The organism is Stutzerimonas kunmingensis, from assembly GCF_032106285.1.
GTDB classification, from domain to species: domain Bacteria; phylum Pseudomonadota; class Gammaproteobacteria; order Pseudomonadales; family Pseudomonadaceae; genus Stutzerimonas; species Stutzerimonas kunmingensis_B.
In genome coordinates, this window is the sequence record NZ_DAMCPO010000001.1 from 182,008 (window position 1) to 195,245 (window position 13,238).

General features: G+C 65.9%; 11 protein-coding genes. 6 read left to right on the forward strand and 5 right to left on the reverse strand.

Annotated elements, in window-relative coordinates:
• Nucleotides 1-42 precede the first annotated feature (42 nt).
• The 5 genes from phoR to glcC form a co-directional block, all read right to left on the reverse strand.
• Nucleotides 43-1,344, reverse strand: a complete 1,302-nt coding sequence (gene phoR / locus RT582_RS00850) for a phosphate regulon sensor histidine kinase PhoR (RefSeq protein WP_313476184.1) — start codon at nt 1,342-1,344, stop codon at nt 43-45.
• A 68-nt stretch (nt 1,345-1,412) separates the two neighbouring features.
• Nucleotides 1,413-2,102 carry a phosphate regulon transcriptional regulator PhoB gene (gene phoB, locus RT582_RS00855; RefSeq protein WP_003283304.1) on the reverse strand — a complete coding sequence of 230 codons (690 nt, stop codon included), beginning with the start codon at nt 2,100-2,102 and terminating at the stop codon, nt 1,413-1,415.
• A 120-nt stretch (nt 2,103-2,222) separates the two neighbouring features.
• Nucleotides 2,223-3,116: a 4-hydroxybenzoate octaprenyltransferase gene (gene ubiA / locus RT582_RS00860; RefSeq protein WP_023444555.1), complete on the reverse strand. Its 894-nt coding sequence runs from the start codon at nt 3,114-3,116 to the stop codon at nt 2,223-2,225.
• A gap of 43 nt (nt 3,117-3,159) precedes the next feature.
• The gene (locus tag RT582_RS00865; RefSeq protein ID WP_003297912.1) at nt 3,160-3,699 is read right to left on the reverse strand and encodes a chorismate--pyruvate lyase family protein; all 540 of its coding nucleotides are present in this window, start codon (nt 3,697-3,699) and stop codon (nt 3,160-3,162) included.
• A 114-nt stretch (nt 3,700-3,813) separates the two neighbouring features.
• Nucleotides 3,814-4,587, reverse strand: a complete 774-nt coding sequence (gene glcC / locus RT582_RS00870) for a transcriptional regulator GlcC (protein WP_041015224.1) — start codon at nt 4,585-4,587, stop codon at nt 3,814-3,816.
• Between the two features lie 233 nt (nt 4,588-4,820).
• Between glcC and glcD the strand changes: the two genes are divergently transcribed.
• The 6 genes from glcD to RT582_RS00900 all read left to right on the forward strand — a co-directional run bounded on the left by glcD (nt 4,821) and on the right by RT582_RS00900 (nt 13,199).
• Nucleotides 4,821-6,320, forward strand: a complete 1,500-nt coding sequence (gene glcD / locus RT582_RS00875) for a glycolate oxidase subunit GlcD (protein ID WP_313476187.1) — start codon at nt 4,821-4,823, stop codon at nt 6,318-6,320.
• The gene (gene glcE, locus RT582_RS00880) at nt 6,320-7,381 is read left to right on the forward strand and encodes a glycolate oxidase subunit GlcE (protein WP_313476188.1); all 1,062 of its coding nucleotides are present in this window, start codon (nt 6,320-6,322) and stop codon (nt 7,379-7,381) included. The genes glcD and glcE overlap by 1 nt, the downstream gene beginning before the upstream one ends.
• Before the next feature lies 1 nt (nt 7,382).
• Entirely contained in the window at nt 7,383-8,600 is a 1,218-nt protein-coding gene (gene glcF / locus RT582_RS00885) for a glycolate oxidase subunit GlcF (protein ID WP_313476190.1), read from the forward strand.
• A 73-nt stretch (nt 8,601-8,673) separates the two neighbouring features.
• A complete protein-coding gene (locus tag RT582_RS00890; protein ID WP_015278494.1) occupies nt 8,674-9,078 on the forward strand; it encodes a heme-binding protein in 405 nt (134 codons plus the stop codon).
• Nucleotides 9,079-9,098: 20 nt separating this feature from the next.
• Nucleotides 9,099-11,279, forward strand: coding sequence for a malate synthase G (locus RT582_RS00895; protein WP_313476193.1), 2,181 nt, complete (start codon nt 9,099-9,101; stop codon nt 11,277-11,279).
• A gap of 216 nt (nt 11,280-11,495) precedes the next feature.
• Nucleotides 11,496-13,199, forward strand: coding sequence for an L-lactate permease (locus RT582_RS00900; RefSeq protein ID WP_313476194.1), 1,704 nt, complete (start codon nt 11,496-11,498; stop codon nt 13,197-13,199).
• The last annotated feature ends 39 nt before the right edge of the window (nt 13,200-13,238 follow it).

The window sequence follows — 13,238 nt, forward strand, 5'->3', positions numbered from 1 at the left end:
GCGATCAGCCGGGAATTTCGCAGCTGATCGTGATGGTGCCAATCAGCGGCCCGCCAACTGTCCGTTCTGGAAATGACAGGCGAAACGACTGCCCTGTCCGGGGGTGCTGCTGATATCCAGGCGGCCCTGGTGGCGAAGCAGAACGTGTTTGACGATGGCCAGGCCCAATCCCGTGCCGCCGGTGCTGCTGGCGCGACTGGAGTCAACCCGGTAGAAGCGCTCGGTCAGGCGTGGCAGATGTTTCTGTTCGATACCGATGCCGCTGTCCTCGACACTCAGGTGGGCGCCAACCTCGTCGCCCCACCAGCGCACGTGCACATTGCCGCCATCAGGTGTGTACTTAACCGCGTTGAACACCAGGTTGGAGAAGGCGCTGCGCAGCTCCGTCTCGCTGCCCTTGAGCTGTAGCGCCGGGTCTGCATCGAGACTGATCAGGTGGCCGCGGCTGCCGGAAAGGGCTCGGGCATCGCTGATGATCGACTGCAACAGCAAGCCCACCGCCACCGGCTGGTTGTCGGTCGGGCGACTGCTGGTTTCCAGGCGAGCCAGTAGGAGCAGGTCGTTGAGCAGGTGCTGCATGCGCCCGGCCTGCTGATTCATCTGCTGCAGCGCCCGGAGCCAGCGCGGGTTCACCGCGTCGGCGTTTTCCAGCAGCGTCTCCAGATAGCCGGCGATGACGGTGAGCGGCGTGCGAAGCTCGTGGGATACGTTGGCGACGAAGTCTTTGCGCATCTGCTCCAGCTGGTGCAGGCGGGTGACGTCGCGGACCAGCAGCAGGTGCTCGCGGTTGCCGTAGCGAGTGATGTTGAACTGCAGGCGAATGCGGTCATCGACGGGAGAGGCCAGCTCCAGCGGCTGGTCATAGTTGCCGCCGTCGAAGTACTCCTTGAAGGCCGGATGACGCACCAGGTTGCCGATCGGGTGACCAGCGTCCTGCGGCTTCTTCAGCCCCAGCAGGCGGTTGGCGGCTGGGTTCCACCATTCCAGATTGCCATCGCTGTCGAGCATGATCACCGCATCCTTGAGTGCGGCGGTAGAGCCCTGGGCGCGATCGATGATGCCTTGCAGTTCGCCGCGCAGGCGCAGGTCGCGGCGCTGCAGCTGGTAGAGGCTGTCGAAGATATCGCCCCAGATGCCGGCCGAATCCGGCGGCGCTTCGTCCGGGTCGGCACGCCGCAGCCAGCGCTGAAGGCGCAGCAGCTGGCGCAGGGTCCAGATCAGGTAGCCGGTCAGGCCAAGGACCAGCGCCCAGGCATATTCGCCGGTCAGCAGTCCCAGCAGCAGGCAGCCGCCTAGCAGAAGCAGCAGGCGACGCACGAGGGCTCCTTGCCAGTCCTGATTCAACCGATGCACTCCAGAAAGGTGGCGATGATGGGGTGGAAGACGCCGGGACGCATGCTCACCCGGCGTGCTCAGCTTTTGCTGGAGAAACGATAACCGGTGCCGCGTACCGTCTGCACCAGGTTCTCGTAGGCTTCGCCGAGCGCCTTGCGCAGCCGGCGGATATGCACATCGACGGTGCGCTCTTCTACATAGACATTGCCGCCCCAGACCTGATCGAGCAGCTGGCTGCGGGTGTAGGCGCGTTCCTGGTGGGTCATGAAGAACTGCAGCAGGCGGTATTCGGTTGGACCCATCTCGGCCGGCTTGCCGTCGATAGTGACGCGGTGGCTGACCGGATCGAGCAGCAGGCCGCCGATCTCGATCGGCGATTCGCTGTCCACTGGCGTCGCGCGGCGCAGCACGGCCTTCAGGCGGGCGACCAGCTCGCGCGGCGAGAAGGGCTTGGTGATGTAGTCGTCGGCGCCAACTTCCAGGCCCTGGATCTTGTTGTCCTCTTCGCCCTTGGCGGTGAGCATGATGATCGGCGTGTCGGCGGTCAGCTCGTCGCGCTTGAGGCGGCGCGCCAGCTCGATGCCGGAAGTGCCGGGCAGCATCCAGTCGAGCAGGATCAGGTCCGGCTTGCGGTCGATGATCAGCGCGTGTGCCTGCTGGGTGTTCTCTGCTTCGAGACAGTCATAGCCGGCCATTTCCAGGGCGACGACGATCATCTCCCGGATCGGCGCCTCGTCATCGACGATCAGTATGCTCTTGCCGTTCATGGTCAAGCCTCGGGTCTGTTCTTGTCGTCCGGCATTAGATAACGGAATTATTGCAGCCATGTGACAGGCAGACGGCAACAGGCTGCCGTGCTCCGGCGCTCTAGCCCGGCGCGCCTGGGCTTAAGCCTTGGTAGCGTAGTCCAGCACGATGCCCGCCAGGATCGCCAGTCCTGCCCAGTGGTTGTGCAGGAACGCCTTGAAGCAGATCTGCGGTTTGCGCGATTGGGTTTTCCAGAACTCCCAGGCGAAGCAGCCGGCGGCGACCACCAGCCCGAGGTGGAACCACTGGCCTAGCTCGAAGCGCACGCCGGCAAGGAGCAGGCAGAACAGCGCCAGGCCCTGCAGGGTGACGATGATGACGCGGTCCGCTTCGCCGAAGAGGATGGCGGTGGACTTGATGCCAATCTTCAGGTCGTCCTCGCGGTCGGCCATGGCGTAGTAGGTGTCGTAGGCCACCGTCCACAGCAGATTGGCAATGAACAACAGCCAGGCCTCGGGCGGCAGGCTGCCGGTCTCCGCGGTGAAGGCCATCGGCATGCCCCAGGAGAAGGCCGCGCCGAGCACCACCTGCGGATAGAAGGTGTAGCGTTTCATGAACGGGTAGCAGGCGGCCAGCGCCAGGGCGCCGAAGGACAGGTAGACGGTGGTCGCGTTGGTCAGCAGCACCAGGCCGAAGCTCAGGCCCACCAGCACGGCGAACAGCGTCCAGGCCTCGCGCGAGCTGATCTTGCCGGTGGCCATGGGGCGCGCCTGGGTGCGTTGCACGTGGCCATCGAAGTTGCGGTCGGCGAAGTCGTTGACCACGCAGCCGGCGGCGCGCATGAGGATCACGCCGGTGACGAAGATGAACAGGTTCTTCGCGTTGGGCACGCCTTCGGCAGCGATCCACAGCGCCCACAGCGTCGGCCATAACAGCAGATAGGTGCCGATGGGCCGGTCCAGGCGCATCAGCTGGATGAAGTCCCAGGCGCGCGGGTGCAGGCGATTGCACGATTGCAGCAGTTTCAGATACATCAACGGCTCTCCTTGGCGGAAGGGGGCATGCAGAGCGGCGCGCTCAGGGCGTGACGGCGGCGGCCTGCCACAGCTCGGGGAGGAACACCTCGGCGACCAGCACGCCGAGCCGATTCTGGCGGAAGCACGAGCGCCGCGCCCAGAGGCCGTCGACACGGCACGCATCCGGTAGCCAGCGCGCGGGGTAATGACAGGCCTCGAGCGTGCCGCGGGCAAAGGGCGGATCGCTGAACAACAGCTCACCCAGGGAACGATTGCCCAGGCGCTGCAGGTCGAGGCCGGAGTCCTCCAGCTGCGCTCGCGCGGCGACGCTGCGGGCGAACACCCAGGGCTGGCCTTGACCGCACAGATAGACCTCACGCACCCAGCCCTCGCTGTCGGCCGGAACGCCAAGCGCGGCGCACTCGTCGGCGCGCAGGGGCTGCCAGGCTTCGTGTAGCGGCGTCACGCTGAAGGCGCCATCGGCCAGCTCGGTCAGGCGGCGGGTGAGCGAGCCCTTGTCGACGTAGAGCCAGTCGTGCAGGGCGGGATCGAGGGGGGAGGGGAGGCGGTCGGCACTTAGCCAGTCATGAATTTCGGACACGGTGCGTCAGAGCTAGCGGAAAAGAGCGGCGAGTCTAGCATGCGACTTGGGCGCGGCACGGGTGCGGGCTGTCCGGCCAGGCTGTAGCCGCGCTCGGTAAACGCTACATACGCCTCAGGTCCAGCCTTCAAGACGCATGGTGGCGCGCACCAGGCGCTGCTCCTCCTGCTCGATCTCCTTGAGGTTGTCGCGAATGCCGTGGATATGGTCGCGTGCCGCACGCTGGGCCTGTTCCGGCAGACGCTCGATCACCGCGTGATAGAGACGCGAGTGCTGGCGGTCGATCTGGCGCTTCTGTGCCGGTCGGTGGTAGAGGTTGTTCACCGAGGCGAAAACCGTGCTGAGCATCAGGTCGGTCAGCGACTGCAGCGTGTGCACCAGCACCGGGTTGTGCGAGGCCTCGCAGATCGCCAGATGAAACGCGTGGTCGAGGCGGGCGTGCTCGCGGGGGTCGGCGCCGTCCTCGCTGGCGTGGGCGGCGAGCATTTCCTCGTAGCGGCGGCCGAGCAGCACGAAATCCGCGTCGGTGCCGCGCAGGGCGGCCAGCCGCGCCGACTCGCTTTCCAGCAGCGCGCGTACTTCCAGCAGGTCGTAGAGCGTGCGTGGTTGCGAGTTGAACAGGTGCATCAGCGGGCTGGCGTCGTGGTTGCCGGACAGTTCGGCGACGAAAGAGCCACGGCCCTGGGACGTTTCGATGATGCCGCGCCCGCGCAGCACCCGCAGGCCCTCGCGCAACGCCGAGCGGGAAATGCCCAGCTTCTCGCACAGACGGCGTTCCGAGGGCAGCGCCTGGCCGACCTTCAATACGCCGTCGACGATCAGCCGTTCGATGCGCTCGGCGACGACATCGGCGACTTGACGACGGTCATTGTGGTTTTCGTTCTGCATGTCCGGTTCTCCACTGGTAGGACCAGTTGGGCGGTAGTGTAGCCAAAATGCCTGCGATTCAGTAGCAGCAAGGGCTGGGCGGCTATCAGGTAGTGCCGTTCCTGGCGCAACTACAAAAAACTGGTAGGACCAGTTGTCACGGCCGTAGACGATAGCGGTCATCGACGTTAAAGATGCGTCATTCCACCGCAGTCGTTCGCGCTGGCTGCAACCCACGAGAACCGGAACCTGCCATGAACATTCTCTACGACGAACGCGTCGATGGTGCGTTGCCCAAGGTCGACAAGGCCGCCCTGCTGGCCGATCTGCAGGCGCAGTTGCCCGACCTGGACATCCTCCACCGCAGCGAAGACCTCAAGCCCTACGAGTGCGATGGGCTGTCCGCCTACCGCACCACGCCGCTGCTGGTGGTGCTGCCCGAGCGCATTGAGCAGGTCGAGACGCTGCTTAAGCTCTGCCATCAGCGCGGCGTGCCGGTGGTTGCCCGTGGCGCCGGTACCGGCCTTTCTGGCGGCGCGCTGCCACTGGAGCAGGGCATCCTGCTGGTCATGGCGCGTTTCAACAAGATTCTCGAAGTCGACCCGGCTGGGCGCTTCGCCCGGGTCCAGCCCGGCGTGCGCAACCTGGCGATCTCCCAGGCTGCCGCACCCTATGAGCTGTACTACGCGCCGGACCCATCGTCGCAGATCGCCTGCTCCATCGGCGGCAACGTCGCCGAGAATGCCGGCGGTGTGCATTGCCTGAAGTACGGCCTGACCGTGCACAACCTGCTCAAGGTGGACATCCTCACCGTCGAGGGCGAGCGCATGACCCTCGGCTCCGACGCCTTGGATTCGCCAGGCTTCGACCTGCTGGCGCTGTTCACCGGCTCCGAAGGCATGCTCGGCATCGTCACCGAGGTGACGGTCAAGCTGCTGCCCAAGCCGCAGGTGGCCAAGGTGCTGCTTGCCGCCTTCGACTCGGTGGAGAAGGCCGGTCGTGCGGTGGGCGACATCATCGCTGCCGGCATCATCCCCGGCGGCCTGGAAATGATGGACAACCTGTCCATCCGCGCTGCCGAAGACTTCATCCACGCCGGTTATCCGGTGGATGCCGAGGCCATCCTGCTCTGCGAACTCGACGGCGTCGAAGCCGACGTTCACGACGACTGCGCCCGCGTCAGCGAAGTGCTCAAGCTGGCCGGTGCCACCGAAGTGCGCCTGGCCAAGGACGAAGCCGAGCGCGTGCGTTTCTGGGCCGGACGCAAGAACGCCTTCCCGGCGGTCGGGCGCATCTCGCCGGACTACTACTGCATGGACGGCACCATTCCGCGGCGCGAGCTGCCGGGTGTGCTCAAGGGTATCTCCGATCTCTCCGAGCAGTTCGGCCTGCGCGTGGCCAACGTGTTCCATGCCGGCGACGGCAACATGCACCCGCTGATCCTCTTCGATGCCAACCAGCCCGGTGAGCTGGAGCGCGCCGAAGACCTGGGCGGCAAGATTCTCGAACTCTGCGTGAAGGTCGGCGGCAGCATCACCGGCGAACACGGCGTCGGCCGCGAGAAGATCAATCAGATGTGCTCGCAGTTCAACGCCGACGAGCTGACGCTGTTCCACGCGGTCAAGGCGGCCTTTGACCCGAGCGGCCTGCTCAACCCGGGCAAGAACATCCCGACCCTGCATCGCTGCGCCGAATTCGGCCGCATGCACATCCATAACGGCCAGCTGCCTTTCCCTGAACTGGAGCGTTTCTGATGTCCGTAATCGCCAACGACGCCAGCGCGCAGTTGCTGGATCAGGTCAACCAGGCGCTTGCCGCCAACACGCCGCTGTGCATTCAGGGCAGCGGCAGCAAGGCTTTCCTCGGGCGGCAGGTCGACGGCGTGCTGCTCGATACCCGCGAGCACCGCGGCATCGTCAGCTATGACCCTACCGAACTGGTGGTGAGCGTGCGTGCCGGCACACCGCTGGCCGAACTCGAGGCCACCCTGGACGAGGCCGGGCAGATGCTGCCCTGCGAGCCGCCGCACTTCGGCGAAGGCGCCACCGTCGGCGGCATGATCGCCGCCGGGCTGTCCGGCCCGCGGCGCCCGTGGAGCGGTTCGGTGCGCGACTTCGTGCTCGGCTCGCGCATCATCACCGGCCAGGGCAAGCACCTGCGCTTCGGCGGCGAGGTGATGAAGAACGTCGCCGGCTACGACCTGTCGCGCCTGATGGCCGGCAGCTTCGGCTGCCTCGGCGTGCTCACCGAAGTCTCGCTCAAGGTGCTGCCCAAGCCACGCCTGTGCACCAGCCTGCGTCTGGAAATCGACCTCGACCGCGCACTGCTGAAGCTCGCCGAGTGGGGGCAGCAGCCGATCCCGATCAGTGCAGCCAGCCATGATGGCCAGGCGCTGCACCTGCGTTTGGAAGGCGGCGAAGGCTCTGTTGGTGCGGCCCGCGAGCGCATCGGTGGCGAGGATCTCGACCCCGGCTACTGGAACGATCTGCGCGAGCAGCGCCTGGCGTTCTTTGCTGACCCGCGCCCGCTGTGGCGCCTGTCGCTGCCGAACAACACGCCGGCCGTGGCCCTGCCGGGCGAGCAGCTGGTCGACTGGGCCGGCGCCCAGCGCTGGCTGAAGTCCGATGCCGACGCCGCAAGCATCCGCGCCATCGCCGCCGAAATTGGCGGCCATGCCACCTGTTTCACCGCCGGTGCGACCACGAACCCGTTCCAGCCGCTGTCGGCACCGCTGCTGCGCTATCACCGCCAGCTCAAGGCCGCGCTCGATCCGCAGGGGATCTTCAACCCCGGCCGCATGTATTCCGAGGTCTGATATGCAAACCAATCTGAGCGAAGCGGCCAAGCGGTTGCCGCGCGCCGAAGAAGCCGAAAGCATCCTGCGCTCCTGCGTGCATTGCGGCTTCTGCAATGCCACGTGCCCGACGTACCAACTGCTGGGCGACGAGCTGGACGGCCCGCGCGGGCGCATCTACCTGATGAAGCAGATGTTCGAGGGTGGCGAGGTGACCGAGAGCACCCAACTGCACCTGGACCGCTGCCTGACCTGCCGCAACTGCGAGACCACCTGCCCGTCGGGGGTGAAGTACCACAACCTGCTGGATATCGGCCGCGACTTCATCGAGCAACAGGTGCAGCGCCCGCTGGGCGAGCGCATCGTGCGCGGTGGCCTGCGCACGGTGATCCCGCGCCCGGGCCTGTTCAAGGCATTGCTGGGTGCCGGCAATGCGCTGAAGCCGCTGATGCCGGCCTCGCTCAAGGATCATCTGCCGCGCGAGATCCGCCCGGCCAAGCCGCGCCCGCAGGTGATGCACGGCCGTCGCGTGCTGATGCTCGAAGGCTGCGTGCAGCCTAGCCTGTCGCCGAGCACCAATGCCGCCGCAGCGCGCGTGCTCGACCGCCTCGGCATCAGCGTCAGCCCGGCGCGCGAAGCCGGCTGCTGCGGCGCGGTGGATTACCACCTCAATGCCCAGGATGCCGGTCTGGACCGGGCGCGGCGCAACATCGACGCCTGGTGGCCGGCCATCGAAGCCGGTGCCGAAGCCATCGTGCAGACCGCCAGCGGCTGCGGCGCCTTCGTCAAGGAATACGGTCATCTGCTCAAGGATGACCCGGCCTACGCCGCCAAGGCCGCGCGGGTCAGCGAGCTGGCCAAGGATCTGGTCGAAGTGCTGCGCAGCGCCGAGCTGGAAAAGCTCGACGTGCGCGCCGACAAGCGCATGGCCTTCCACTGCCCATGCACCCTGCAGCACGCACAGAAGCTCGGCGGCGCGGTCGAAGACGTGCTTACCCGCTTGGGCTACCAGCTCACCGCGGTGCCGGATGCGCACCTGTGCTGTGGCTCGGCCGGCAGTTATTCGATCACCCAGCCGGAGATTTCCCACCAGCTGCGCGACAACAAGCTCAACGCGCTGGAGAGCGGCAAGCCGGAAGTGATCGTCACCGCCAACATCGGCTGCCAGACCCACCTCGACGGCGCCGGCCGCACGCCGGTCAAGCACTGGATCGAAGTGGTCGAGGAATCGATGCAGTAGCAACGCCTCATGGTTCGGTCGCCCAGTCAGGGCGGCCAGCGAACAACCGAAATACGAAGACAGGAGAATCGAGATGAAAAGCAAAGCCGTACTGAGCCAGACCGAAGTCGCCACCATCCTTGCCGCCGCCCGTGCCGAAGCGCAGGCCAACGGCTGGGCCGTGACCATCGTCGTCGCCGACGACGGCGGCCATCCGCTGGCGCTGGAGCGTCTGGACGGCTGTGCGCCGATCGCCTCCTACATCGCCACCGAGAAGGCCCGCAGCTCAGCCCTCGGCCGTCGCGAAACCAAGGGTTACGAAGACATGGTCAACGGCGGCCGCAGCGCCTTCCTCTCCGCGCCGGTGGTCTGCTCGCTGGAAGGCGGCGTGCCGGTAGTGGTTGACGGCCAGGTCATCGGCTCGGTTGGCGTCTCCGGCGTGACCGCCGCGCAGGATGCCCAGATCGCCAAGGCCGGCGTCGCTGCCCTGGCCAACTGAACAGACAAGGAGAACGACTGATGACCGAGCGTGTAACCCTGGGCCGCCTGCAAGTCGCGGCCAATCTGCAGCGTTTCATCGAAGACGAAGTCCTGCCGGGCACCGGTATCGAAGCTGCCGCCTTCTGGCAGGGCCTGGACACTCTGGTCCATGACCTGGCGCCGAAGAACCGCGAGCTGCTTGCCGAGCGCGACCGCATGCAGGCCGAGCTGGACAGCTGGCACAAGGCCAACTCAGGCCCGATCAAGGACATGGCGGCCTACCGCGCCTTCCTCGAATCCATCGGCTACCTGCTGCCGGTGCCGGGCGAGGTGAAGATCGAGACCGCCAACGTCGACAGCGAGATCGCTACCCAGGCCGGCCCGCAGCTGGTGGTGCCGATCATGAACGCGCGCTATGCGCTGAACGCCGCCAACGCGCGCTGGGGCTCGCTGTACGACGCGCTCTACGGCACCGACGCCATCTCCGAAGAGGGCGGCGCGCAGAAGGGCCCGGGCTACAACGAAGTCCGTGGCGCCAAGGTCATCGCCTACGCGCGCAATTTCCTCGATCAGGCCGCACCGCTGGCCGAAGGCAGCCACGCCGACGCCACCGCCTACCGCGTGCAGGACGGCCAGCTGAAGGTAACCCTGGAGAATGGCAACGTCACCGGGCTGGCCCAGCCTGAGAAGTTCGTCGGCTTCCAGGGCGAAGCGGTCGAGCCGAAGGCCGTACTGCTGAAGAACAACGGCCTGCACGTCGAAATCCAGATCGATCCGAACAGCCCGATCGGCCAGACCGATGCCGCCGGCGTGAAGGACCTGCTGGTCGAATCCGCGGTTTCCACCATTCTCGACTGCGAAGACTCGGTCGCCGCGGTGGATGCCGACGACAAGGTGCTGGCCTACCGCAACTGGCTGGGCATCGTGCAGGGCACCCTCAGCGAGGAGGTCGCCAAGGGCAGCTCGAGCTTCGTCCGCCGCCTGAATCCGGACCGCGAATACAGCGCGCCGAACGGCGGCGAGCTGAAACTGCACGGCCGCTCGCTGCTGTTCATCCGCAACGTCGGTCACCTGATGACCAACCCGGCGATCCTGCTGGAAGACGGCCGTGAAATCCCCGAAGGCATCATGGATGGCGTGTTCACCAGCCTGATCGCCAAGCATGATCTGGCGCGCAAGGGCAACTCGCGCACCGGCAGCGTCTACATCGTCAAGCCGAAGATGCACGGACCGAAGGAAGTTGCCTTCGCCGACGAGCTGTTCGGTCGTGTCGAAGACCTGATCGGTGTGCCGCGCTACACCCTGAAGATGGGCATCATGGACGAGGAGCGCCGCACCAGCGCCAACCTCAAGGCCTGTATCGCCGCCGCCAAGCACCGTGTGGCCTTCATCAACACCGGCTTCCTCGACCGTACCGGCGACGAGATGCACACCTGCATGGAAGCCGGCCCGGTGCTGCGCAAGGGCAACATGAAGTCCACCCCGTGGATCCAGTCCTACGAGCGCAACAACGTGCTGGTCGGCCTGGCCTGCGGTCTGCGCGGCAAGGCGCAGATCGGCAAGGGCATGTGGGCCATGCCGGACCTGATGGCGGCCATGCTCGAGCAGAAGATCGGCCATCCGAAATCCGGTGCCAACACCGCCTGGGTACCTTCGCCGACCGGCGCCACCCTGCATGCGCTGCACTACCACCAAGTGAACGTGCAGGCCGTGCAGAGCGAGCTGGAAAAGGTCGATCTGGCCGCCGAGCGCGAGCAGCTGCTCAACGATCTGCTGACCATCCCGGTGGTCGCCGAGGACAAGTGGAGCGCCGAGGAGAAGCAGCAGGAGCTGGACAACAACTGCCAGGGCATCCTCGGCTACGTGGTGCGCTGGGTCGAGCAGGGCGTCGGCTGTTCCAAGGTGCCGGACATCCACAACGTCGGCCTGATGGAAGATCGCGCCACCCTGCGTATCTCCAGCCAGCACGTGGCCAACTGGCTGCACCATGGCGTGGTGACCCGCGAGCAGGTGCAGGAAACCCTGGAGCGCATGGCCAAGGTGGTCGACCAGCAGAATGCCGGTGATCCGCTCTATCGCGCCATGTCTGCCGACTACACTCAGTCGGCGGCCTTCCAGGCGGCCTGTGATCTGGTGTTCAAGGGGCGCGAGCAGCCGGCCGGTTATACCGAGCCTCTGCTGCACGCCTGGCGCCGGCGTTTCAAGGCGGCCCAGGGCTGACAGGCAGGATCGGCCGCGTGCTGCCGGAAGCCCGGCGCATGCGGTAAAGGACAGAAGCCCCAGGCGCTCCACGGCGCCCGGGGCTTTCGAGCATGAGCGACGAGGTTTCGGCCTGGTCGCTGCGAGGCGCGCCGTGAGGGGGCGTTTCATGCGAGGCACCGGGCATGCCCGGACACAATAGAAGCGGTTCACAACAAAAAAGCAGGGACCCAACAAATGAGTCAAACACTACTGTCCATCCTGGCCTTCGTGCCGCTGGTGCTGGCGGGTGTGCTGCTGATCGGCTTTCGCTGGCCGGCCAAGTACGCCATGCCGCTGGTTTTCGTCCTCACTGCAGTGATCGGCCTGCTGGCCTGGGACATGACCCTCAACCGGGTCATCGCCTCGACCTTGCAGGGCCTGATCCTCACCGCGGCGATCCTCTGGATCATCTTCGGTGCGATTCTGCTGCTCAACACGCTGAAACATTCCGGGGGGATCAGTTCGATTCGGCGTGGCTTCTCCAATGTCAGTCCTGACCGTCGCGTTCAGGTGCTGATCGTCGCCTGGCTGTTCGGTTGCTTCATCGAGGGGGCGTCGGGCTTCGGTACGCCGGCTGCGGTGGCGGCGCCGCTGATGGTCGCGCTGGGCTTCCCGGCTCTGGCGGCAGTGGTCATGGGGATGATGGTGCAGTCCACGCCGGTATCCTTCGGCGCGGTGGGCACGCCGATTCTGGTCGGCGTCGGTGCGGGGCTGGACAAGACCGGCATCAGCGAGCAGCTGGCAGCGGTGGGCAGCAACTGGGAGGTGTTCTTCCACCTGATCTTCTCGCGCGTCGCGATCATCCATGCGCTGTGCGGGATTCTCATGCCGCTGATCATGGTCAGCATCATGACGCGCTACTTCGGCCGCAACAAATCCTGGACCGAAGGTCTGGCGGTTGCGCCGTTCGCCGTGTTCACCGGTCTGGCCTTCGTCATTCCGTATGCCGCGGCGGGTGTGTTCCTCGGTCCGGAATTCCCGTCGATGATCGGTGCGCTGGTCGGTCTGGCCATCGTTGTGCCGGCGGCCAAGGCCGGTTTCCTGCTGCCCAAGGACAGCTGGGATTTCGCCCCGGCGAGCGAGTGGCCGTCCGAGTGGATGGGCAAGATCGAGATGAAGATCGAGGACGTAGCCGGCAAGACGCCGATCTCCGTGCCGATGGCCTGGGCGCCGTATCTGATCCTCGCAGCACTGCTGGTGGCGTCGCGGGTGTTCCCGGATTTCAAGGCGCTGCTGATGTCGTTCAGCTTCGGCTGGAAGGACATCCTCGGTGAGACCGGCGTGTCCGGTACGCTGGAGCCGCTGTACCTGCCGGGTGGCATTCTCTGCATCGTGGTGCTGATCACCTTCTTCCTGCATCGGATGAAGGCCGGTGAACTGGGCGCGGCGATTTCCGAGTCGAGCAAGACCCTGCTTGGCGCGGGCTTCGTGCTGATCTTCACTATCCCGATGGTGCGGATCCTGATCAACTCGGGCGTGAACGGCTCCGATCTGGTCTCGATGCCGGTGGCCATGGCGCAGCTGGTGGCCAACAGCGTCGGCAACATCTATCCGTTCTTCGCCCCGGCGGTCGGTGGGCTGGGGGCGTTCATCGCTGGCTCCAACACCGTGTCCAACCTGATGCTGTCGCAGTTCCAGTTCAACACCGCGGGGCTGCTGGGGCTGTCCGGGGCGCTGATGGTGGCGCTGCAGTCGGTGGGTGCGGCGGCGGGCAACATGATCGCCATCCACAACGTGGTGGCGGCTTCGGCCACGGTAGGCCTGCTCGGTCGTGAAGGGGTCACCCTGCGCAAGACCATGCTGCCGACCCTCTACTACCTGATCCTGGCCGGCAGCATCGGCCTGATCGGCTTCTACGTGATGGGCATCAGCGATCCGCTGGTGGGTACCGCAGGCTAAGCCTGGCGGTAGCGCGACGGGCGGCTCAGGCCGCCCGTT